Genomic DNA, 21199 nt, shown 5'->3' on the forward strand with positions numbered 1-21199 from the left:
AGGCGGGATACGGGAAGGAACGGCCCGAAGGCCGTTCCTTTACCCATATCAGCGATTCAGCGCTCTCCAGGCAATATCTCTACGATATTGGGCCCCTTCGAAATGGATGCGTTCTACAGCACCGTAGGCGCGTTCCTTTGCCTTTGCAATCGTTTCATCGACAGCCGTTACGCCGAGAACACGGCCGCCATTTGTGACAATTTGTCCGTCCACTTCCTTGGTCCCAGCATGAAAAACCACGACATCTTCAAGCTTGGAAGCTTCCTCAAGGCCCGTAATGGCAATCCCCTTCGGATAGGAGCCAGGATAACCGCCGCTTGCCATGACAACGCAGACAGCGGCCCCAGATTTCCATTTTACCATATCAGGGCGAAGGGTTCCTGTTACGCAGGCATACATTACTTCTGCCAGGTCCCCGTCGAAAAGCGGCAGGACGGCCTGGGTTTCCGGATCGCCAAATCGACAGTTGAATTCAACGACCTTGATGGAATCCCCACAGATCATGAGACCTGCATAAAGGCAACCGGAATAAGGCCGGCCTTCCTTTTCCAAAGCCTCAATGACAGGGCGGACAACCACATCCAGTGTCTTTTGTTTAAGGGCATCCGTCATCACGGGTGCTGGGGCATAAGCACCCATGCCGCCCGTATTGGGCCCTTTATCCCCATCAAAGACCCGTTTATGGTCTTGGGCGGGAATCATTGGAACAATGGTCTTGCCATCGGTAAAGCACAAAAGGGAACATTCCTCCCCTTCCATAAATTCCTCGATGACAACACGGCTGCCGGCGCTTCCAAAACGATGCTCCTGCCCCATCATTTCTTCCAATGCTTCCAGCGCTTCGTTTTTCGTCATAGCGACAACGACGCCTTTACCAGCAGCAAGTCCATCGGCCTTTATGACAATCGGGGCTCCTTTTTCGCAAACGTAGGCCTTAGCTTCCTCCAAGGAATCGCATACCTTGAAAAAAGCCGTAGGCACGTGATACTTTTCCATCAGTTCCTTGGAAAAAATCTTGGAGCCTTCAATCTCTGCCGCCTTGGCCTTAGGACCAAAAGCCTTGAGTCCATGAGCTTCAAAGACATCGACAAGACCAGCTACAAGGGGAGCTTCCGGCCCCACCACGGTTAGGTCAATGGCATGTTCTTCGGCCCACCGGGCCAAACCTTCCAAATCGGTCACATCAAGGGAAACGCATTCTGCCAATCCCTTCATCCCCGGGCCGCCAGGAATCGCATAAAGCTTTTTAACCTTGGGACTTTGGGCGAGTTTCCAAACAATTGTATGTTCGCGGCCGCCACCGCCAATGACGAGTACATTCATACCAAAAGGCCTCCTTTATGACAGCAGTTTCTCAAAATAGGCACTAATGGCCGTATCGTAATGGGCCGTGTGGGCAAAAGCCTCCTTGGCCAGCATGCGGCGTGTCTTAAGGTCCACGTCGCCCTTTTCGTCAAGCATCTTCATAAGACTGGCATAGCGATCTGGATTTGTGATGATCACCACATCATGGAAATTCTTTGCCGATGCCCGGACCATACAGGGACCGCCAATGTCAATATTTTCGATGGCTTCTGCTTCTGTCACGTTCGGTTTTGCAATTGTCGCTTCAAAAGGATAGAGGTTGCAGACCACCAGGTCAATCGGTTTGATGCCGTTCTTTTTCATGTCTTCCATGTGTTTGGGATTGCTGCGCACTGCTAGGATGCCGCCGTGGATTTTCGGATTCAGCGTCTTGACGCGGCCATCCATCATCTCAGGCGTACCGGTTACATCACTGACATAGGTTACAGGAATGCCGGCCTCTTTGATGGCTTTCATGGTGCCGCCAGTGGAAATGATTTCAATGCCTTTATCATGAAGGAAGCGGGCCAATTCCACAATTCCCCGTTTATCAGACACACTAAGGAGGGCTCTTTTGATTGCCATAGTGATCACCTTATTCCTTTCTGATCTTGACTCTCCGCCCTTTAACGATCAGGCGGTCTTCACACCATAGTTTCACAGCTTCCGGAAGGATCGTATGTTCCTCTACCAGGATCCTCGCGGCAAGGGTATCGTGCGTATCCTCATCGTAGACGGGAACCGCCTTCTGGAGGATGATTGGACCGGAGTCCATGCCAGCATCAACAAAATGAACTGTACAGCCAGCAATCTTGACTCCATACTGGAGGGCCTGTCCCTGCGCGTCAAGGCCTTTGAAACTGGGCAGAAGCGCCGGATGGATATTGATAATGGCATGGGGCCACTTGGTCACAAATTCAGCGCTCAGGATGCGCATGAACCCAGCAAGGACAACCAGCTCAACCCCGGCTTCCCGCAGGGCGGCATCAAGAGCCGCTTCATAGGAAGCCTTGTTCTTGAAATCCTGACGGAGAATGGCTTGACCCATAATTCCTGCTTTGGCCGCCCGTTCCAGGGCAAAAGCTTCCGGGCTGTCGCTGATGACAAGGCAAATCTCGATGGGAAGGGATTCTGCCGCAATCTTATCGATGATGGCCTGCAGGTTGCTTCCCCGACCGCTGACAAGAACACCGAGCTTTCTCTTATTCACCGAAAACGCCGCCTTTCATGACCGTCTTCTTCGTTCCAGGCACAACATGACCCAGTTCATAGAAGGTTTCCCCATTTTCCTTCAAATGGGCACGGACTGCGTCTGCTTCGTCAGCCCCCACGGCAAGGACCATGCCGACCCCCATATTGAAGGTGCGGTACATTTCCTTCCAAGGTACGTTGCCCCATTCCTGGAGTTTCCTGAAGACCGCCGGCATTTCCCACGCATCAGCATGGACTTCGGCATCACAGCCAGCTGGAAGAATACGGGGAATGTTTTCATAGAAACCGCCGCCCGTGATGTGAACCATACCGTGGAGGTCAAATTTCTTGATGAGCGGCAGACATGTACGGGGATACAGACGAGTCGGTGTAAGGAGTTCTTCGCCGAGGGTCTTGCCAAATTCGGGGATATACGTATCAACCGTCATGCCCATCACGTCAAAGCAAAGCTTACGGACAAGGGAATAGCCATTGGAATGGATGCCCGTGGAAGGCAGGCCCAAGAGCACATCACCGACCTTCACCTTATTACCAGTGATCATCTTGTCCCGTTCGACCACTCCGACGGAAAAGCCAGCAATATCATATTCATCCTTGGCATAAAAGCCCGCCATTTCAGCGGTTTCACCACCAATGAGGGCACAGCCAGATTCTTTGCAGGCACCGGCCACACCGCGAACAATGTCGGCAATCTTTTGGGAATCCACTTTGGCCGTTGCAATGTAATCAAGGAAAAAGAGCGGTTCCGCTCCCTGAACAAGGATATCATTGACACACATGGCGACTGCATCCTGACCGATGGTATCATGACGGTCCATGAGGAAGGCAATCTTGAGCTTTGTACCCACGCCATCTGTGCCGGATACAAGGACAGGATCCTTATAGGAACCCAAGGCGAAAAGCCCCCCAAAACCACCTAGGTCACCAATGACCTCTGGACGATAGGTCGCGCGGACACTATCTTTCATCAGTTCAACGGCTTTGTTGCCGGCATCGATGTCTACCCCAGCATCAGCATAGGTAATACTCTTTTTCTCTTCACTCACGATTGGTACCTCCTTAGCAGCCCATTTCAAATTGATACTTGGAACCGTGTTTCATCTCTTCATCAGCCCGATCAGGATACTTGGCATTGAAGCAGGCATAGCACATATCATCCGGATCAAGGACGGACAGGGATGACCGCAGGCCTTCCATGGAAATATAATGCAGGCTGTCGGCCTTGATATATTCACAGATTTCCTTTTCCGTCTTGGACGCGGCAATCAGTTCCTTGCGTTCTGACGTATCAATGCCATAATAGCAGGAATTCATGACCGGTGGGGAACTGATGCAGACATGGACCTGTTTGGCCCCGGCGTCGCGCAGGAGCTGAACAATCTTGCCGCTCGTTGTACCGCGGACTATCGAGTCATCAACCATGACGACAGACTTACCCGCCACCAAACTACGGTTGGCATTGAGCTTCAGCCGCACCGCGTTGAGGCGCTGTTTCTGCGTCGGCTGGATAAAAGTCCTTCCAATATATTTATTCTTTGTCAGGCCTTCAAGGAAAGGAATTCCCCTTTCAAGGCCATAGCCAATTGCGGCCGGCGTCCCTGAATCAGGAACGGAAATGACGATATCCGCCTTGATATCCTTGGTTTCACGGGCAAGGATGCGTCCCATATTGACCCGGGCCATATAAATGCTTTCCCCATCCATAATGGAATCAGGACGGGCAAAATAGACAAACTCGAAGATGCAGTGGGCGCGGTGAGCCGGTTGATGCTGGGCATACATGATGCTTTTCGGCTCTTTATCGGCATCATCGATGACAATCATCTCGCCCGGTTTGACGTCCCGGACATAATGGGCACCCACCAAATCAAGGGCACAGGTTTCACTTGCCACAACCCAGCCATGATCGAGGCGGCCCAAACAAAGGGGACGGAAGCCATAAGGATCACGGAACGCAATCAGCTTATCGTTGCTCATGATGAGGATGGCAAAGGCGCCCTTGATTGCGTTGGCGGCTTCCGCCACGCGCTCTTCCAAAGTCTTTTTGCGGGAACGGGCAATCAGGGACAGGACGACCTCACTGTCAACCGTAGTCTGGAACACATGTCCTTCCTTGGCAAGCTCCTGCCGCAGGCTGGCCGCATTTGTCAGGTTTCCGTTATGGGACAGGCAGAGATTGCCCCCATCATAGAACACTTTCAAAGGCTGGACATTGTAGGTCATACTGCTGCCCGTCGTGGAATAACGGACATGACCAATGCCGATATACCCGTCAAGACCCTGGAGTCCCGATTTGAAAACATCGGATACAAGGCCCATATTCTTTTTCACATGAACGTTCTGTCCATCGCTGACAACAATCCCCGCACTTTCCTGACCGCGGTGCTGCAGTGCAAAAAGCCCCCAATACGTATTAAGTGCTACATCGTCTTTGTGGGAATAGATACCGAATACACCGCATTCTTCATGCAGCTTATCCGCTTCGTAGAAAAGGTCCCGCATAGTTCCTCCTTACATGGCAATTAGTTAGTGAGAAGCCCGGGCAGCTGCCAGCTTCTCACCTTTGGCTTTGACTTCTTCTTTCATCTTGGCACGGTAAGCTGCAAGCTTCTGGACCAGTTCCGGATACTTAAGGGAAAGGATCTGAACAGCAAAAATGGCTGCGTTCTTGGCCCCGTCAATGGCCATGGTGGCAACTGGAATCCCGCTTGGCATCTGGACCGTGCTCAAAAGGGCATCCATTCCATTAAGGGCCGTCGCATTGATGGGCACCCCAATGACAGGAAGCGTGGTATAGGAAGCCACGACACCGCCCAAGTGAGCAGCAGCGCCGGCAGCAGAGATGATGACTTCAACACCGCGGTCCCGAGCTCCTTCGGCAAAGGCCTTGACGAGTTCCGGCGTACGATGGGCACTGGCAACCGTAACTTCAAGTTCAACGCCAAATTCCTGAAAGACTTGTTCAGCACTCTCCAGTTTAGGCCAATCAGAATTGCTTCCCATGATCATTGCAACTTTCATCTTAAGCACCTCCGAATAAAAAAGACCCAGAGCCTACCATGAATCGATTACCATGAAACTTCTCTAGGGTCAATTGAATAAACACACGAATGCTGATTACATTCTATCAATCTGCAGCCTTCATGTCAATTATAATTCGAACTTTTATATCATATGTTACAAAATCGTTCATGCATAAGCGAGGCTTTTTCGACCCTGACAAGAAAATGTCCTCCCCCTAGCAAAAGAATAGTAAAAGAGCTGCCCGTGGGCAGCTCACAAAAAATCAGACGTTAGGCAAAGCGTTTTTCCCATCCCGATTTTCGGTAGTAGAGATAAAGCAGGAAACTGCACATCATCCACCCTAATGGATAACCAAAAGCCATGAGATGAGGCTCATTTTGAATATGGGAAACAATAAAAAGATAGATTTGCCTAAAAAAGACAAAGGAAAAGAGCATGATAACCATCGGTGCCCTGGCATCGCCAATGCCCCGCAGAACACCCGCGTAGACCTGGTTCAGGCAGGCAAAGAGGGCAAACCAACAGTTCGTTCGTATGAAAAGGGTGCCGTAATGAACAACGTCCGGATCCGTATTGAAAATCCGAACAATCTCCGGGGCAAAACAAAGTGCCGGCAGGGCCAGGATCAGCGTCCCGAGTTCCGCCATCTTCAAAGCGACCTTATGACCTTCCTTGATGCGGGAAAGGTTCCGAGCCCCTGCATTCTGCCCGGTAAAGGTTGTAACAGCTAAAGCAATGGTCATCATAGGCATGAGGATAAAGGCATCAATTCGGAAATAGACACCCCACCCCGTGGTACTCGCCGCTCCAAAAAAATTGATATATGCTTGGACAAAAACATTGGAAAAACTGGTGAGGGCCTGTTGAAACCCTGCCGGCATGCCGACATCGATGATCTGCTTGAAAACAAAGCCATGGATCTTCATGTCCCTGAAACGGATCTGATAGACATCAGGGGATCGATAGAGGACAAAAAGGATAAATAGTGCCGAAACATATTGGCTAATGACGGTTGCAAAGGCTGCGCCGGCAACACTCATCTTGAGGGAAACCACAAAATAAAGGTCCAGCACCACATTAAGAAGGCTCGTAAAGATCAGGAAATAGAGCGGCCGCTTCGAGTCCCCGACGGCCCGTAAGACGGCAGATCCCATGTTATAAAGCATGGTACTTGTGGAGCCCGTCAAAAGAATGCGAAGATACGCCGTAGCAAGGGGCGTAATGGAAGGCGCCGTCCGCATAAAACGGACCATATAGGGAGCTCCTACATAACCAATTGCATCAAAAAGAAGGGAAAGGATAAAAGTCCCCAACAAGGATGTGTGGATTGCTTTCTTCAGCATATCCGGGTCATGGGCGCCAAAGTATTGGGAAATGATGACACTGGCCCCGGTACTGATTCCCATAAAAAGACCGATCAGCGTGTTGACGGCGGGCATCATGCTTGTTACCGCGCCCAGGGCGTCGGCGCCCACAAAATTTCCCACGACAAGACTGTCAACCGTGCTGTAAAGCTGCTGAAAAAAGTTGCCCAGCAGAAGCGGCAGCGAAAAAAGGAAAAGGCTCTTCCAGATACTCCCCTTCGTCATATCCATAGTGGTTGAGGAATGGGTCATAGCGTCAGCTCCTTTGCATGAAGAAAAGGAAGCGCCGCCAGGGGCTCTTCCTTTTCGGATGATTCAGTTCAATGACAGGAAAACACTCCCCGCTTTTTATTTCAGGAGGCTGCGGTCCTCAAAATAATTGATCCGCATGGACCGACGAACCTCGGCGAGGGTTTCCCCTGCCTTTTGGGCCGCTTTCTTGCTTCCCGCTTCAAGGATGTCATACACATCGTCCGGATGTGCTTCCCACGATCTGCGGCGTGTACGGATTGGCTCAAGGAAGGTCTCCATGACCTTATTGAGAAATTTCTTGATTTTTACATCTCCCAAGCCGCCGCGACGATAGTGGTCCTTCAGTTCATCAAGATTCTTATACTCCGGCAGGAACTGCGCAAAATGTTCTGGTCTGGAAAATGCATCAAGATAAGTAAAGACTGTATTGCCTTCCACATGCCCTGGATCGGAAACCTGAATGTGGGTAGGATCCGTATACATGGACATGACTTTCTTTTTCACGTTTTCAGCATCATCAGAAAGATAGATACAGTTGCCCAAGGATTTGCTCATCTTGGCTTTGCCATCAATCCCCGGCAAACGATAACAAGCTTTGTTGGGCGGCAGATAGATATCCGGTTCCGTCAGGGTTTCCCCGTAAACGGAATTGAACTTGCGGACAATCTCCCGGCATTGTTCAAGCATAGGTTCCTGGTCTTCCCCAACGGGAACATGGGTCGCATGGAAAGCCGTAATATCAGCGGCTTGACTTACAGGGTAGCAGAAAAAGCCGAGCGGCACGCTGTTTTCAAAGTTCTTCTGCTGGATTTCCGCTTTGACGGTCGGATTACGCTGTACTCGTGAAACTGTGACAAGATCCATGTAATAAGCGGTCAGTTCATAAAGGGCCGGGACCATGGACTGGATAAAAATCGTGGCCTTTTCAGGATCGATGCCTACAGCCAGATAGTCGAGGGCAACTTGCAGTACATTCTGACGGACTTTTTCGGGATTTTCAGCATTATCCGTGAGTGCCTGGGAATCAGCAATCATAAAATAGATTTCATCAAAATCGCCTGAATTCTGCAGCATCACACGATTTTGCAAGGAACCAACATAATGACCAACATGAAGATGGCCCGTAGGACGATCCCCTGTTAAAATAATTTTTTTCATAAACTGATACTCCTTCTTAGGATATTCTTTCGTATTGACCGGCCATTTCACAAAAAAGGCGACCGGAACGCTTCTTTCCATGTATAACTATACTATGATTCTGTTTATTTTTCAAACAGCTGGCAGATCTTTTGGGATAGTTCCGGAATAGAGCCTTTTGTCCCCAAAATCAGTCCTTTTATCATCAAAAAATTCCCTTTTATCCAATCCCCCTTTTATATCCGTTCTATTTAGGGCATAATAAAGGACATGAACCCATTACACACCAATCCATAATGAAGGAGACACGACACATGATCTATTACCAACAACACGAAGATTGGGAAAACAGAAGCCTTGCCGCCACTATGAGGCGGTCCATGAATGAAGCCGAATGTCATCTTTGGTTTGACTTCATGCGGCCCTATCCCCTCCGTTTTGGCCGCAAGAAATGCATTTTTGGCTTCATTGCCGACTTTTACTGTGCCAAGGCAAAGCTGCTCATCGTCATAGACGGAAATCCCAATAATCCTACAACCCCCATAGATGATACAGCCGAAGGCAAGAAAAAGCTTTGGCGCTATGGCTATGAGATCCTTCACCTGACAAAGGACGATATCATGGATCATTTTGAGGATGTTTGCCTAGAAATTGAAGAACGGATTGAAGAGGCAACGGGCGTTCTCTCCTAGCGTGACGATAATATGAAAAGGCCTGTCCAAGCTTCAGCACTTGTGGCAGGCCTTTTATCAAAAAAATCTGTTCAGGCGTCACCTACCACCGGCCAACTGATTGGCTCCCCCTTTTCCATACCGGGAACGAAAAGCTGATTATATCAGAATAAGCGGATTATAGATTACAAGTTTTAGTTATATTATCGATTTTACCTTTCTATTGTAACGACTTTCTTTTTTCATGAATTTATCAAAAACTATTGTACTTGAAATACGAAACGAGTATACTAAAAGAATCTTATTTTCAATTGTTCCAATCATGAAAGAAAGGGAGTTTGCTCATGAATCCGCTTGTCACCTTTGTAAAGAAAGTCCCCCTCATCGAACAGATTGCCATTGGGCTCGTCATTGGCATCGTGCTCGCCGTCTTTGTACCCTCTGCGGTCCCCTTTGTCAGCATCTTCGGCGATTTATTCGTCAGCGCCCTTAAAGGCGTAGCTCCAGTTCTTGTCTTTATTCTCGTTATGAACGCCATGATGCAGCGCAAAAGTGATGGCGATACCAGCATGAAACCTATCGTCACCCTTTATATCCTGGGTACTTTTGCCGCTTCTCTTGTTGGCGTAACGCTTTCCTTTCTCTTTCCTGTAACCCTGCAGCTATCAATTGGAAACAGTGAAATCAACCCGCCCAGCGGGATTGCTCAAGTCCTTCATACGCTGATCATGAACGTTGTGGATAACCCCGTCAATGCCCTATTGCGGGCCAACTATATTGGGATTCTCGCCTGGGCCGTCATCATTGGCCTTGCCATGCATGCAGTCGCCAAAGAGGAAACGAAAAAAGTCTTTGATGACCTTTCCAAGGGCATCACCATTGTCGTAAGCTGGGTCATCCGTTTTGCCCCGATTGGCATCATGGGGCTTGTGACGCAGTCCATTTCTGCAAGCGGCCTTTCCGCCCTGCTCTCCTACGTAAAGCTGCTTGGGGTCCTTATTGCCTCTTATGCCCTGGTGGCCCTTGTCATGAACCCGCTCATCGTCTTTGCGAAGATTCACCGCAATCCCTATCCCCTTGTCCTTGCCACGATCCGTGAATCCGGCATCTATGCTTTCTTTACTAGAAGTTCAGCTGCCAATATCCCTGTCAATCTGTCCCTTTGCAAACGCCTGGGTCTCAACCCGGATACCTATACCATTTCCATTCCTCTTGGTGCCACAATCAATATGGCAGGAGCTTCGATCACGATTTCCGTCCTTGCCTTGGCCGCAGCCAACACCTTAGGTATCCAAGTTGACCTTTTGACAGCCCTCCTTCTATGCCTCATCTCCACCGTCGGTGCCTGTGGGGCTTCCGGTGTAGCCGGTGGTTCCCTGCTCCTGATTCCTGTAGCCTGTGCTTCCTTTGGAATCTCCAACGACCTTGCCATGCAGGTTGTTGGCGTTGGATTTATCATCTCCGTTTTGGAAGACGCCTGTGAAACAGCCCTTAACAGCAGCAGTGACGTCCTGTTTACAGCAACGGCCGAATTTGCGGAACGGGCCAAGCGCGGTGAATTAAAAGCCGAGGATCTTGTTCCCAGCAAAGATTGATTGTTCAGCACATGAAAGGGACTGCACCACAACGGTGGCAGTCCCTTTTTATAAGGAGTGATAGCGTTGTCTTTTTCCGAATCCCCCGCTCATCCATCCATCCTGAAGGCTTTCAAAGAAGCTTTTACGGCAACCCTTCCCATTGCAGCCGGATTTCTTTTTATCGGGGCAGCCTATGGCTTTTATATGCAGCGCATGGGCTTTTCCTTTTGGTACCCCATGCTGATGGCCATGATCATCTTTGGCGGCTCCTTGGAGTTTGTCACTGTGACCATGCTGCTTTCCCCCTTTGCCCCGCTCCAGGCTTTTCTCATGGCGCTCATGATTCAGGCGCGTCACCTATTTTATGGCATTGCCATGCTGGACCGCTATAAAGGAATGGGCTGGAAAAAACCGTTTCTGATTTACGGCATGTGTGATGAAACCTTCGCCCTGATTTTTGCCAAAAAGCCCGGGTCCAGCGTTGATCCAGGCTGGTACATGCTCTTTGTTACGCTGCTTGATTACACGTACTGGTTTATGAGTGCAGCTCTCGGCGGCATTTTTGGGTCCCTCGTTCCCTTTGACACAAAAGGCATCGACTTTGTCATGACAAGCATGTTCATTGTTATTTTTGTTGAACAGGTCCGTCAGCAAAAAACGCCGATTACTGCGGCCATTGGCCTATGTTCTGCCGTTATCTGCCGGCTCCTATTTGGCCCCGACCATTTCCTGATTCCCACCATGATTGCAATACTCTTTCTCGTAACAGGACTGCGGAAACAAATTTCCCAAAAAGGAGGCTTTCCTTCATGACCTTTTTAGAAGAAGCCATTACGATTGGAGTCTGTGCCGCGGCAACTGTCCTGACCCGCTTTCTTCCTTTTTTGGTCTTTTCATCCAAGCGCCCCACGCCGCCCTTCATGACCTATCTGGGAAAAGCCCTGCCTCCCGCCATTTTTGCTATGCTCTGCGTCTATTGCCTGCGCCATGTAACTTTTCTTGCTTCGCCCTACGGCCTGCCTGAATTATGTGCGTCAGCCGTCACCGTTATCGTGCAGCTAAAAAAGCGCAGCATGATGCTTTCCATGGTTGTTGGAACGGCTTGCTATATGGTGCTGATCAGGCTCTGATGATGTACTCGCCACGCTCATGGCGCCAATCGGGCAACATGTTAAAAAGTATTTTTTAGGAAAGACCTTTCAGAAGCAGGGGATTTCCTTTTTGGCAGGAGAAAAGCAAAAGGACCCGGCCCCCCGAGTCCTTTTGCCCGCATCCGGAACCCCTGCTCACAGAGAGGGCCGACCCGGCAATTGATTATTTTTTTGATAGACAACCCATTCACCGATATTGGTTCCATGGTCTGCCATGCGTTCAATATATTTGATGATGAGTACGTAATCCACATAGGCACCTATGCTTACCCGATCTTCCCGATTCTCGATTTTATTGGAAAGATCAAAAAGCAATTGGTTGAAGCGGGCATCGACAACATCATCTTTATCCTTGATCAGTTCCGCGGTCTTGGAATCCCCCCTTAGCCAGCAGTCAAATGCAGTCGTGACAAGGCCTTCCATATCTTCATACAGATGATCGACCCCTTTCGGCAGCGGAAGGGGATTTTTCATTCCCGCAATACGGAGCACATAGCTGCTGATATCGGAACAATGATCCGCAATCCGCTCCATGTCCCCCAGCATTTTGAAAGTTCCGACAAGGCCCCGCCAATCACCGGCAACTGGCGACTGCAGGATCTGGATATTGAGGTCTTTGTGCATGATATCACGGATCATATTATCAAAGACCTCATCCCCATCACGGATTTCCCTTGCCATATCGACATCCATGGTGAGCATGGCTTCTCCTGTCCGTTTGATGGTATCCTTGAGCGCGCAAATAAGCTTTTCCACGTCTTTGTGCATTTCTTCAAGGGACTCTACATAGGCATCCCGCATGTTCATTCCTCCTTTTGGCATCAGCCGAACCGGCCTGTAATGTAAGATTCCGTACGAGGTTCGTCAGGATTGGTGAAGAGTTTTTCGGTCCCGTTCATTTCCACCAATTCCCCCAAGTAGAAGAACGCTGTCCAGTCGGAAATTCGTTTGGCCTGCTGCATATTATGGGTCACGATGACAATCGTATATTGTTTCTTGAGTTCCAAGGCAAGGTCCTCAATTTTCTGGGTAGAAATCGGATCAAGGGCACTCGTCGGTTCATCCATAAGGATGACAGAAGGCTGCGCAGCAAGTGTCCTTGCAATGCAAAGACGCTGCTGCTGCCCGCCGGAAAGGCCCAGGGCGCTCATGTTGAGTCGATCCTTGAGTTCATCCCAAATGGCGGCTTGCTTCAAGCTGGTTTCCACGAGACCATCAAGGACGGACTGACTCGTAATACCCTGGACGCGCGGCCCATAGGCCACATTATCATAAATGCTCTTCGGAAAGGGAGAAGGCTGCTGAAAAACCATACCCACCCGATAGCGCAGGAGCAAGGGATCGATTTCCGTAAAAATATCATGTCCCTCAAACTTGATAGAGCCTTCAACGCGACAGCCTTCAACAAAGTCATTCATGCGGTTGAGCGTCTTAAGGAGCGTGGATTTCCCGCATCCGCTCGGCCCAATGAGGGCAGTAATCTCATTTTTGCGAACCTGCATAGAAATATCCTTCAAGGCTTGATTCTTTCCATAGAAAAGATTCACGTGCTGAATATCAAATGTCAGGTCCTCCGGTCTTGCATCTTGTTTTTCCATGGATCAAATTCCTCCCATTTTCTTTTCCATGCGCCAGCTGATATAGCGGGCAGCCGCATTGAAAATGACAACAACCAGCATGAGGATAGCGCTCGTGACTCCCGCGATTTCCGCTGCATTGGGATCAAGAGCTTCCGTTCGAAGCGCCCAAATATGAAGAGCCAAAGTTTCCCCCGGTCTAAAGGGATTCAGCGGACAGGAGCGGCTTAAAAGATTCCACTTGAACCAGTCGATGTCCGTACTCATTCCCGCCGTAAACATCAGGGCAGCCGCTTCCCCAAAACCACGGCCGGCTGCAAGAATGAGACCCGTCATGATGCGTGGGAAACAAGCGGGCAGCTGAACGTGGACCAGCGTCTGTATCCGGGACGCCCCAAGACCCAGGCTGCCCAGTTTATAATAGGGCGGCAGTCCTTCAAGGGCGTCTTCCGTAACAGAGGCGAGCATGGGCAAGGTAATGATGGAAACGGACAGGGCCCCGGCCATTAGGTTCCATTGAGAACCGGTCATGACGATAAAGACCAGATAGCCAAATAAGCCAACAACAATCGAGGGAAGGGACGCCAAGGTTTCAATTGCCATCCGGACCCATTGTGTCACTTTTCCATGACCGGCATATTCAGCAAGAAAGATTCCTGCAGGAATCCCCCATAAGGCGCTGAAAAACAGGGCCATGACCACAAGGTAGAGCGTATTGAAAAAGATGTCGGAAAGAGAATCGAGGATATCGGAACTCACTGCTAGGAATCCCTGCCCAATGACGAACCCAACAAAGACAATGAGCAGCAAAGCCGCGCCAAAAGCCCCAGCATAAAAAATACCGGTCATGATGGACGATATTTTTCTTTTTCGCTTGATGCGTTTTAGCCCCTCTTTCTTTGATGGCGCATCATGACAAGGAAGCGAAGAAGTTTCTTTGATCATCAGGCAGCCTCCTTTGAGCGATTTTTTCCTACGTGATGGATGACAAAAATCAGGATAAACGATATAGCAAAAAGCAGAAATGCCAGTGTCCAAAGTGCGGCATTATATTCGCCGCCTTCCATGGCGCTTCCCATATCAGAAGCAATCACTGTTGTCATGGCCGTTGCCGGCATAAAGAGGGAGGTTGGGAAAACCTTCATCTGACCTACCACCATGGCCACGGCAAGGGCTTCGCCCAAGGCACGGGCAAGACCTAAGACGATTCCCGTGAAGATTCCCGTTCGGGCAGAAGGAAAAACAACGGTACGGATTGTCTCCCAGCGTGTCGCACCAAGGCCGTACGCTGCATCACGCAGGCTCTTGGGAACAGCCATCATCGCATCGGAAGCCATCATGGTGATCACAGGAAAAATCATGGCTGCAAGAACCAATGCGGCAGCCAAGACAGAAAAGCCAAAAGGCATCGTGAAAAATTTCCGCAAAAAAGGAATCAATACTGTAAGGCCAATCCAGCCATAGATGACAGAGGGAATCCCTGTAAAAAGTTCTATAAAAGGCTGGACCCGGCGCCGTGCCGAAGCAGATGCGATTTCCGTCATATAAATGGCTGCAGCAAGACTGACAGGCAGGGCAAATAAAAGTGCAAGAAGGCAGATGACAAGGGAGCCAGAGATAAACATGGCAGCCCCTACCTGCCCTCCGCCGGACGCCGTATCAGAAGGGGCCCACTGACCGCTGAAAAGAAATTCCTGTAACGAGTGACCAAAGACCAGAAATGTTTCACTGCCGCGCATGAAAAGGAACAGGCCTATACAAAACGGAAGCAAAGCCGCGGTAAATCCGCATAGCTTTACTCCCGTCGTTGCAAGGAGCTCCCTGTGATGGACGGCTGCTGCATGCTGCAGCATCGCTTCTTCCTTCATAGAAAATCTCCTTTTCTCAAGGTTTTAAAGATGGACTTAATCGTGATTTGGATCCTTTATCTGCATCTTGCTGCTGACGCCGTAACCGAGTTCTTCAATCCGTTTGCCGTAATCAGCAGAACTAATGAATTCGAGGAAAGCTTTCACCGCCGGTTTTGGATCTTTTGCTGTGTAGATATGTTCAAATCCGAAGACGTTATACTTACCGCTGTAGGTATTTTCCAAGGTCGGGGCAACGCCGTCAATGGCTATAGCTGCGACCGTATCGTTCTTTACAAGGTAAGGCAGGGCTACATATCCAATAGCTCCTTTGTTCTGGGCGACACTTTGGAGCAAAAGTCCGGAGTTATCTGTCTCAAGGGACTTATTGGATACTTCTTCCGCTCCGCCCAATGCATATTTCGTAAAGAGGGAACGCGTGCCGGAAGTCTTCGGACGGGTAATCAGGACAATCGGTTCATCCGGTCCGCCCACTTCTTTCCAGTTCTTGATTTTTGCTGTAAAGATATCTTTTAGCTGCTGGCTTGTTAGATTCTTGACAGTTGATGCCACATCCTTATTGACAATGGTCGCTACAGTCATGACACAAATCTTGTGGTCAAGGAGCTTTTCTGCTTTTTCCTTAGGCAGTTTTGCCACAGCCGGAACATCGGAGTTGCCCATATCGACAGAGCCTTCCGAGACCTGTTTAAGACCAGTTCCGCTTCCCCCTGCGTTAAGGCTGATGGATACATCTTTATGGTTTTTCTTGAAGGCTTCTGCGGCATCTTTGACAAGCGGCAGGAGAGCCGATGAACCAGAACCCGTAATGCTTCCAGAAAGGGCCTTTTCGCCCCCCGTCGTTACGGCCTTCTTACCGCCGCAGCCAGCGAGTCCAACAATCATCATGGCAGCTAACCCCATCAGCAATCCTTTTCTTAATACGCTTTTTACTTTCATCAATGATCCATCCTTTCTTACGCAAGCCATTTCACAATAAACTATATTGGTTTTGCTTTATGAATAGCCTATCCTACTTCTGTAAAGATTGACCTTTTCTTCCTGTAAAAGTTTCGTAAAATCCAGCCTCCCAAAATTGCACCTCATCATGGACTGCCTTACCCAGCGCGGCAAAGAGCAAAAGCATTTGGAAAATGGACAAAGCCGCAGGTGATAGGGTCAATTTATTACAGATTCAGGCCTTAAAAATAACCCCTTGTTGTCACCATTTTAGTTGCATCAACACCGTGATATGATGAACCCGTAACCTAAATAGAAGGTCATATCATGCAGCGAGTAACCCTTCCAAGAGATATCTGTAATGGCTATGGTTCCATGGAAATCCTCAAAAACTTAACAGGAAAATGGGCATCATCCGTACCGGCGGAGGTCCCAGCCGGAGGAACGGCTCCTTGGACAAAGCTGAAGCCTACCTCAAGAAGGCAGGTATGGAAGTTACCATCTATGAAGGCATCAAATCCGACCATTTCGTCGAAACTGTCCTTAAAAACGTCAAGGTCATGCAGGAATCTGGTCCTCAATGAATCATCGCCATTGGCGGCAGCTCCCCCATTGATGCCGCAAAAGCCATGTGGCTCAACTATGAATACCCCGCCATCACCTTTAACGAAATGCGCAAAGTCTTTGGGCTTTTTAGGCTAAGACGCAAAGCCCCTTTCATCGCAATTTCATCCACATCGGGCACGGCCATGGAAATCAACAGCTTTTCCATCATCACGGATGATAAAAAGGGAATCAAATACTCGGTTGCGGCCTTTAAGATTACACCGGACATTGCCATCATTGATTCCGAATTGACTCGCGGCCTGCCCCCAAAACTCGTGGCACATACTGGCATGGATGCCTTCACCTTGTCCAATCCCCGTAAGCCGACGGAAAAAAAGATGAAAAAACTGCTCCAGCCCTTGTACTACGATAGGGATATCGATTTTTGAGACCAGAGATAACCCCTTTTAGACACGCCAAAAAGCTCCCGTCCCCCTTCGAAGGAGGCTGGAGCTTTTCTTTTAAGCGTGAGTAATGGATGAAATAGGAAAATCAACCTGGGAGAGCTGGCAAGGCCCTCACTCATGGATTTTCAGCTTGTGAAGGGCCTGAACAAATTGGGGGTCAAAGTGATTCACAATGTCGCTGCGCCCCCGGTCAAGAGCTGCAATGGCGCTGCGGTCTTCTGCTGAAAGGGTAAAATCAAAGACATCGAGATTTTCCTTCATCCGTTCCAGATGTGTCGATTTAGGGATTACGATGACGCCGCGGTCAAGATTCCAGCGCAGAGCCACTTGGGCGGCGGACTTGCCATACTTTTTCCCGATTTCCGTAAGGACCGGGTGGGTAAAAAGGCCATGTTTTCCTTCTGCAAAAGGACCCCAAGCTTCCGGTTTCACGCCATAGTGTTTCATAAGGGCCAAGGCATTTTCCTGCTGAAAGAAGGGATGCAGCTCGACTTGATCGATGGCAGGCATGACGCGAACGGTCTCACAAAAATCAGCAAGGACATGGGGATAGAAATTGCAGACTCCAATAGCCCGAATAAGCCCCTTATCATACGCTTCTTCCATGGCCCGATAGGCACCATAGTAATCCCCCATGGGCTGATGGATCAAGTAAAGGTCCAGATAATCCAGTCCAAGCTTATCCAGGGACACCTTCAGGGCTTCCTTGGCCTTTTCATAAGAAGCATCCTGGACCCATAGTTTCGTCGTTATAAAGAGCTCTTTTCGAGGGATTCCGCTTTCCTTGATTGCCTGTCCTACGGCTTTTTCATTGAAATAAGCGGCAGCCGTATCAATGAGCCGATACCCAGTTTCAAGGGCCATAAGGACACTTTCCCTGCAAATCTTTTCGTCGGGAACCTGAAAGACGCCAAAGCCTAGTTGAGGCATCTTGATTCCCTGATTAAGAGTCACTTCCTGCATAAGGATTCCACCTTTCTACTTTTCTATCATATTATTTCTCAAAATAATGACTGAAGAAGACAATCTTTCTTATACTATAGCGAGAAATCCGTATCTTGTACATTTATATTATGGTATACTTGTATTTATAAATTAAATAGTGGAGGTTCGTATGATTGAATTTGAGCACCTTTTTCAATTCGTTGCCTTTGGCGCGTACGGCACCCTTTCAAAAGCAGCGGAATCCCTACACGTTTCGCAGCCGACATTGACAAGGAACATGAAACTCCTGGAACAGGAATTTGGAGTTATGTTATTTGAGCGTTCAAAAAATCACATCGCCCTCAATGAAAATGGACTGCTTGCCATGAAAGAAGCAAAAAAGGTCCTTTCCGAATTAGATGCCATGACGGACAAGGTCCGCCAGCTTGACCGCTCAAGGCACACCTTGGCGCTGGGAAGCTGTGCTCCCTATCCTGTCATGGACTTTGTACGGCTGGCAACAGAACTCTATCCTGCGCAGTCCCTGACAACGGAACTGCGCGGGACGAGCCCTCTCCTTCAAGGATTGCGGGAAGGGCGATATCAGGTCATCATCCTGCCTTTTACGCCAACCGACACTGCGCTCATCTCCTTTCCCTTCGGCAAGGAATCACTGTACTTTAACCTTCCTAAAGGACATCCCCAGGAAAAATGCCCCTCCCTTTCTTTTTCCGATTTGGACGGAACGACCATGATTGTTTATTCCCATATCGGATTCTGGAAGGATCTGATCAAGGAAACCATGCCCCATTCCCGATTCCTGCTTCAAGAACAGAGGGATGACTTTTTTGAATTGGAAAAGGCTTCTACCCTGCCTTCCTTCATTACGGACCGTGTCCTAAGTGAAGAGACCCTCAAAGATCGGACGTCCGTCCCCATCGCGGACCAATCAGCCCACATCGAGTACTGCCTTGTCATGACAAAAAAGATGAGCCAACGCTATCCCCTCTTTGCAAAAAGGCTGAACCAAAAATAAAGAAAAATCGGATCTTCCTTTGGGAAGACCCGATTTTTTTATTCAGACGGAAAGGGACGACAGGACAGAGGCCTTTGTAACAATGCCGCGGAAGACATCATGTTCATCCACTACAGCAAGGGGATACTGCGTCTTTGCCGCCAAAGGGACAATCGAGGAAACGGGGGCATCAAGATTGCGTACAAAAGGGACCTCCCGAATGATGGCTTCTTCAAAGGTCTTTCTCCCATCCCGCACGGAAAGGGCCCCTTCCAGGGTAATGATCCCGTCAAAATGCATATAGTCACTCACCACATAGGCGCTTGAAACGCCGCTCGTACGCATGCTGTTAAGTGCCACATTGGCTCCGTCAGTCTTTTTTATCACGGACCCGGGAACGGTCATAATATGCTTGACCGTGAGCACCTTCGTTGTATCAACACTGTCAATAAAGCGCCGGACATAATCATTGGCCGGTGCGCTCAGCATTTTTTCCGGTGTATCAAGCTGGATCATGCGTCCGTCACGCAGGATGCCCACGCGGCTGCCCAGCTTAAAGGCTTCATTGATATCATGGGTGATGAAGATGATGGTCTTTCCCGTCTGTTCCTGGATGCGCAGGAGTTCAAACTGGAGATCATTTTTCACAAGGGGATCAAGGGCAGAAAAGGCTTCATCCATGAGCAGGATATCCGGGTCGCTTGCTAGGGCCCGGGCGATACCGACGCGCTGCCGCATCCCGCCGGAAAGACTGTCAAGACGGTCCCGCTCGTGTCCTTCAAGGCCCACCATACGAATCATTTCGAGGGCCTTGGCCTCGCGTTCTTCCTTCTTGACACCGCGGATTTCAAGGCCATAGCCCACATTGCCCATGACATCCCGATGCGCCAACAGTCCGCCATTTTGGAAAACCATGGAAATCTTGGTCCGCCGCAGTTCCTGCAGTTTCGCTTCATCGTATGCAGTGATATCTTCCCCATCAATGAGGACTTCTCCTCGGCTGGGCCGATGCAGCATATTGAGGCAGCGCACAAGGGTCGATTTACCGCTGCCTGATAAGCCAATGAGTACAAAGATTTCACCTTTTTCTACCTGAAAGGACACGTCCGTCACGGCCGCCGTCATCCCGGTTGCTTCAAAAACATCCTGTCTTGTGGCCCCAAGTTCCAGCAGCTTATAGGCCATCTTCTTCTCACCACGAAAGTCCAAAGGCGCAAAGATTTTATAGAGGTGCCGGACCTCGAGGATGGGCGTTTGTGTCATTAGGATTCCTCCTTTCGAATCACGCTTTGGGTCAGACGGTCAAGCAGGATGGCAATGATGACAATACTGAGTCCTGCCGACAGTCCGCGTCCTGATTCCATACGGTTGATGGCAATGAGGACTTCCATGCCAAGGCCGTTGGCACCAATCATGGAACTTGTAACGACCATAGCAACAGCCATCATCATGGTCTGATTGATTCCTGTCATGATGGTAGGCAGAGCCTGAGGAATCTGTACCTTGACGAGGGTCTGGAAGCGTGAAGCCCCAAATGAACGGGATGCTTCTACAACTTCTGGATCGACCTGCTTGATGCCGTGACTCGTCAGCCGAATGACAGGAACGACTGCATATACGACGGTTGCAAGGACGGCCGGCACCTTCCCCGGCCCTAGAAGCATGACCGCAGGAATCATATAGACAAAGGTCGGCATCGTCTGCATGGCATCAAGAAAAGGTCGGATCAAGGGATCTGCCCGCTTGATGGAAGCAAGAAGGACGCCAATGGGGAGGCCAATCAAAAGGGAAAAGAATACGGCCGCAAGGACGATGGAAAGAGTTTCGCACATCATCTGCCAGTAACCCAAAAGACCGATAAAAAAGAGCAGTCCGCCAAAAAAGGCTCCTTTGCGGTAACTATCCATCAGCCTGCCGCCGCCATAGGCCACGGCAAGGATCAAAATCCACCAAGGAATTGCGTCAAGGCCGCTGTTAAGGCCCCCAACAAAGGCACCGATAAGGCGTTTGAAGGAGACAAAAAATGCTCCGTAGTGAATATTGATATAGCGGACAAGGGCATCGACGGGCTCAGCCACATTGATGTGAAGGTTCGGAAACGTTGTAAGGAAGTTGATCATAAAGGCTCCTT

General features: G+C 49.5%; 21 protein-coding genes and 1 pseudogene. 6 read left to right on the plus strand and 16 right to left on the minus strand.

The annotated features are described in order from the left end of the window. Nucleotides 1-48 precede the first annotated feature (48 nt). The 8 genes from purD to trpS all read right to left on the minus strand — a co-directional run bounded on the left by purD (nt 49) and on the right by trpS (nt 8354). On the minus strand, nt 49-1323 hold the full coding sequence (purD, locus tag QZQ08_RS00670; protein WP_296326543.1) for a phosphoribosylamine--glycine ligase: 1275 nt from the start codon (nt 1321-1323) through the stop codon (nt 49-51). A 15-nt stretch (nt 1324-1338) separates the two neighbouring features. Further along, complete coding sequence (locus tag QZQ08_RS00675; RefSeq protein WP_296326544.1) at nt 1339-1929, minus strand: IMP cyclohydrolase; 591 nt, start codon at nt 1927-1929, stop codon at nt 1339-1341. Nucleotides 1930-1939: 10 nt separating this feature from the next. Further along, nucleotides 1940-2554 (minus strand): phosphoribosylglycinamide formyltransferase, encoded by a 615-nt coding sequence (purN, locus tag QZQ08_RS00680; RefSeq protein WP_296326547.1) that lies wholly within the window; start codon nt 2552-2554, stop codon nt 1940-1942. Continuing rightward, nucleotides 2547-3602, minus strand: coding sequence for a phosphoribosylformylglycinamidine cyclo-ligase (gene purM, locus QZQ08_RS00685; protein ID WP_296326549.1), 1056 nt, complete (start codon nt 3600-3602; stop codon nt 2547-2549). Before purM ends, purN begins: the two co-directional genes overlap by 8 nt. A gap of 13 nt (nt 3603-3615) precedes the next feature. Then, nucleotides 3616-5058 carry an amidophosphoribosyltransferase gene (gene purF / locus QZQ08_RS00690; protein ID WP_296326550.1) on the minus strand — a complete coding sequence of 481 codons (1443 nt, stop codon included), beginning with the start codon at nt 5056-5058 and terminating at the stop codon, nt 3616-3618. A gap of 24 nt (nt 5059-5082) precedes the next feature. Then, the gene (gene purE, locus QZQ08_RS00695; RefSeq protein WP_296326552.1) at nt 5083-5577 is read right to left on the minus strand and encodes a 5-(carboxyamino)imidazole ribonucleotide mutase; all 495 of its coding nucleotides are present in this window, start codon (nt 5575-5577) and stop codon (nt 5083-5085) included. Nucleotides 5578-5849: 272 nt separating this feature from the next. Continuing rightward, a complete protein-coding gene (locus QZQ08_RS00700) occupies nt 5850-7196 on the minus strand; it encodes an MATE family efflux transporter (RefSeq protein WP_296326554.1) in 1347 nt (448 codons plus the stop codon). A gap of 96 nt (nt 7197-7292) precedes the next feature. Then, a complete protein-coding gene (gene trpS / locus QZQ08_RS00705; protein WP_296326556.1) occupies nt 7293-8354 on the minus strand; it encodes a tryptophan--tRNA ligase in 1062 nt (353 codons plus the stop codon). 293 nt (nt 8355-8647) lie between these two features. Between trpS and QZQ08_RS00710 the strand changes: the two genes are divergently transcribed. The 4 genes from QZQ08_RS00710 to QZQ08_RS00725 all read left to right on the plus strand — a co-directional run bounded on the left by QZQ08_RS00710 (nt 8648) and on the right by QZQ08_RS00725 (nt 11711). After that, complete coding sequence (locus tag QZQ08_RS00710) at nt 8648-9025, plus strand: endonuclease domain-containing protein (protein WP_296326558.1); 378 nt, start codon at nt 8648-8650, stop codon at nt 9023-9025. A gap of 323 nt (nt 9026-9348) precedes the next feature. Beyond that, nucleotides 9349-10599, plus strand: a complete 1251-nt coding sequence (sstT, locus tag QZQ08_RS00715; protein ID WP_296326560.1) for a serine/threonine transporter SstT — start codon at nt 9349-9351, stop codon at nt 10597-10599. A gap of 66 nt (nt 10600-10665) precedes the next feature. After that, on the plus strand, nt 10666-11394 hold the full coding sequence (locus QZQ08_RS00720) for an AzlC family ABC transporter permease (RefSeq protein WP_302889274.1): 729 nt from the start codon (nt 10666-10668) through the stop codon (nt 11392-11394). After that, nucleotides 11391-11711, plus strand: a complete 321-nt coding sequence (locus QZQ08_RS00725) for a branched-chain amino acid transporter permease (protein WP_296326564.1) — start codon at nt 11391-11393, stop codon at nt 11709-11711. The genes QZQ08_RS00720 and QZQ08_RS00725 overlap by 4 nt, the downstream gene beginning before the upstream one ends. Nucleotides 11712-11867: 156 nt before the next feature. Here QZQ08_RS00725 and phoU read toward each other — a convergent pair whose 3' ends face one another. Genes phoU through QZQ08_RS00750 form a run of 5 tightly spaced genes read right to left on the minus strand, consistent with a single transcriptional unit; the run spans nt 11868 to nt 16116 of the window. Continuing rightward, entirely contained in the window at nt 11868-12539 is a 672-nt protein-coding gene (gene phoU, locus QZQ08_RS00730; protein ID WP_296326566.1) for a phosphate signaling complex protein PhoU, read from the minus strand. A 14-nt stretch (nt 12540-12553) separates the two neighbouring features. After that, nucleotides 12554-13330 carry a phosphate ABC transporter ATP-binding protein PstB gene (pstB, locus tag QZQ08_RS00735; RefSeq protein WP_296326568.1) on the minus strand — a complete coding sequence of 259 codons (777 nt, stop codon included), beginning with the start codon at nt 13328-13330 and terminating at the stop codon, nt 12554-12556. Nucleotides 13331-13333: 3 nt separating this feature from the next. Further along, the gene (locus QZQ08_RS00740) at nt 13334-14254 is read right to left on the minus strand and encodes a PstA family ABC transporter permease (RefSeq protein ID WP_296326570.1); all 921 of its coding nucleotides are present in this window, start codon (nt 14252-14254) and stop codon (nt 13334-13336) included. Then, the gene (pstC, locus tag QZQ08_RS00745; protein WP_296326572.1) at nt 14254-15177 is read right to left on the minus strand and encodes a phosphate ABC transporter permease subunit PstC; all 924 of its coding nucleotides are present in this window, start codon (nt 15175-15177) and stop codon (nt 14254-14256) included. The genes QZQ08_RS00740 and pstC overlap by 1 nt, the downstream gene beginning before the upstream one ends. Nucleotides 15178-15213: 36 nt before the next feature. Further along, the gene (locus QZQ08_RS00750) at nt 15214-16116 is read right to left on the minus strand and encodes a phosphate ABC transporter substrate-binding protein (protein WP_296326574.1); all 903 of its coding nucleotides are present in this window, start codon (nt 16114-16116) and stop codon (nt 15214-15216) included. A 327-nt stretch (nt 16117-16443) separates the two neighbouring features. Here QZQ08_RS00750 and QZQ08_RS00755 point away from each other — a divergent pair. Further along, nucleotides 16444-17027, plus strand: a pseudogene (locus tag QZQ08_RS00755) (iron-containing alcohol dehydrogenase); the annotation flags it as partial. Between the two features lie 213 nt (nt 17028-17240). On the opposite strand, the gene QZQ08_RS00760 reads toward QZQ08_RS00755, so the two are convergent. After that, on the minus strand, nt 17241-18092 hold the full coding sequence (locus QZQ08_RS00760) for an aldo/keto reductase (RefSeq protein WP_296326576.1): 852 nt from the start codon (nt 18090-18092) through the stop codon (nt 17241-17243). Nucleotides 18093-18243: 151 nt separating this feature from the next. On the opposite strand from QZQ08_RS00760, the gene QZQ08_RS00765 reads away from it, so the two are divergent. Further along, nucleotides 18244-19089, plus strand: a complete 846-nt coding sequence (locus QZQ08_RS00765) for a LysR family transcriptional regulator (RefSeq protein WP_296326578.1) — start codon at nt 18244-18246, stop codon at nt 19087-19089. A 42-nt stretch (nt 19090-19131) separates the two neighbouring features. Here QZQ08_RS00765 and QZQ08_RS00770 read toward each other — a convergent pair whose 3' ends face one another. Both QZQ08_RS00770 and QZQ08_RS00775 read right to left on the minus strand, forming a co-directional pair. Next, nucleotides 19132-20331 carry a glycine betaine/L-proline ABC transporter ATP-binding protein gene (locus QZQ08_RS00770; protein WP_296326580.1) on the minus strand — a complete coding sequence of 400 codons (1200 nt, stop codon included), beginning with the start codon at nt 20329-20331 and terminating at the stop codon, nt 19132-19134. Further along, complete coding sequence (locus QZQ08_RS00775; protein ID WP_296326582.1) at nt 20331-21188, minus strand: proline/glycine betaine ABC transporter permease; 858 nt, start codon at nt 21186-21188, stop codon at nt 20331-20333. The genes QZQ08_RS00770 and QZQ08_RS00775 overlap by 1 nt, the downstream gene beginning before the upstream one ends. Nucleotides 21189-21199 lie beyond the last annotated feature (11 nt).

The organism is uncultured Acidaminococcus sp., assembly GCA_900538365.1.
Classification (GTDB): Bacteria; Bacillota; Negativicutes; order Acidaminococcales; family Acidaminococcaceae; genus Acidaminococcus.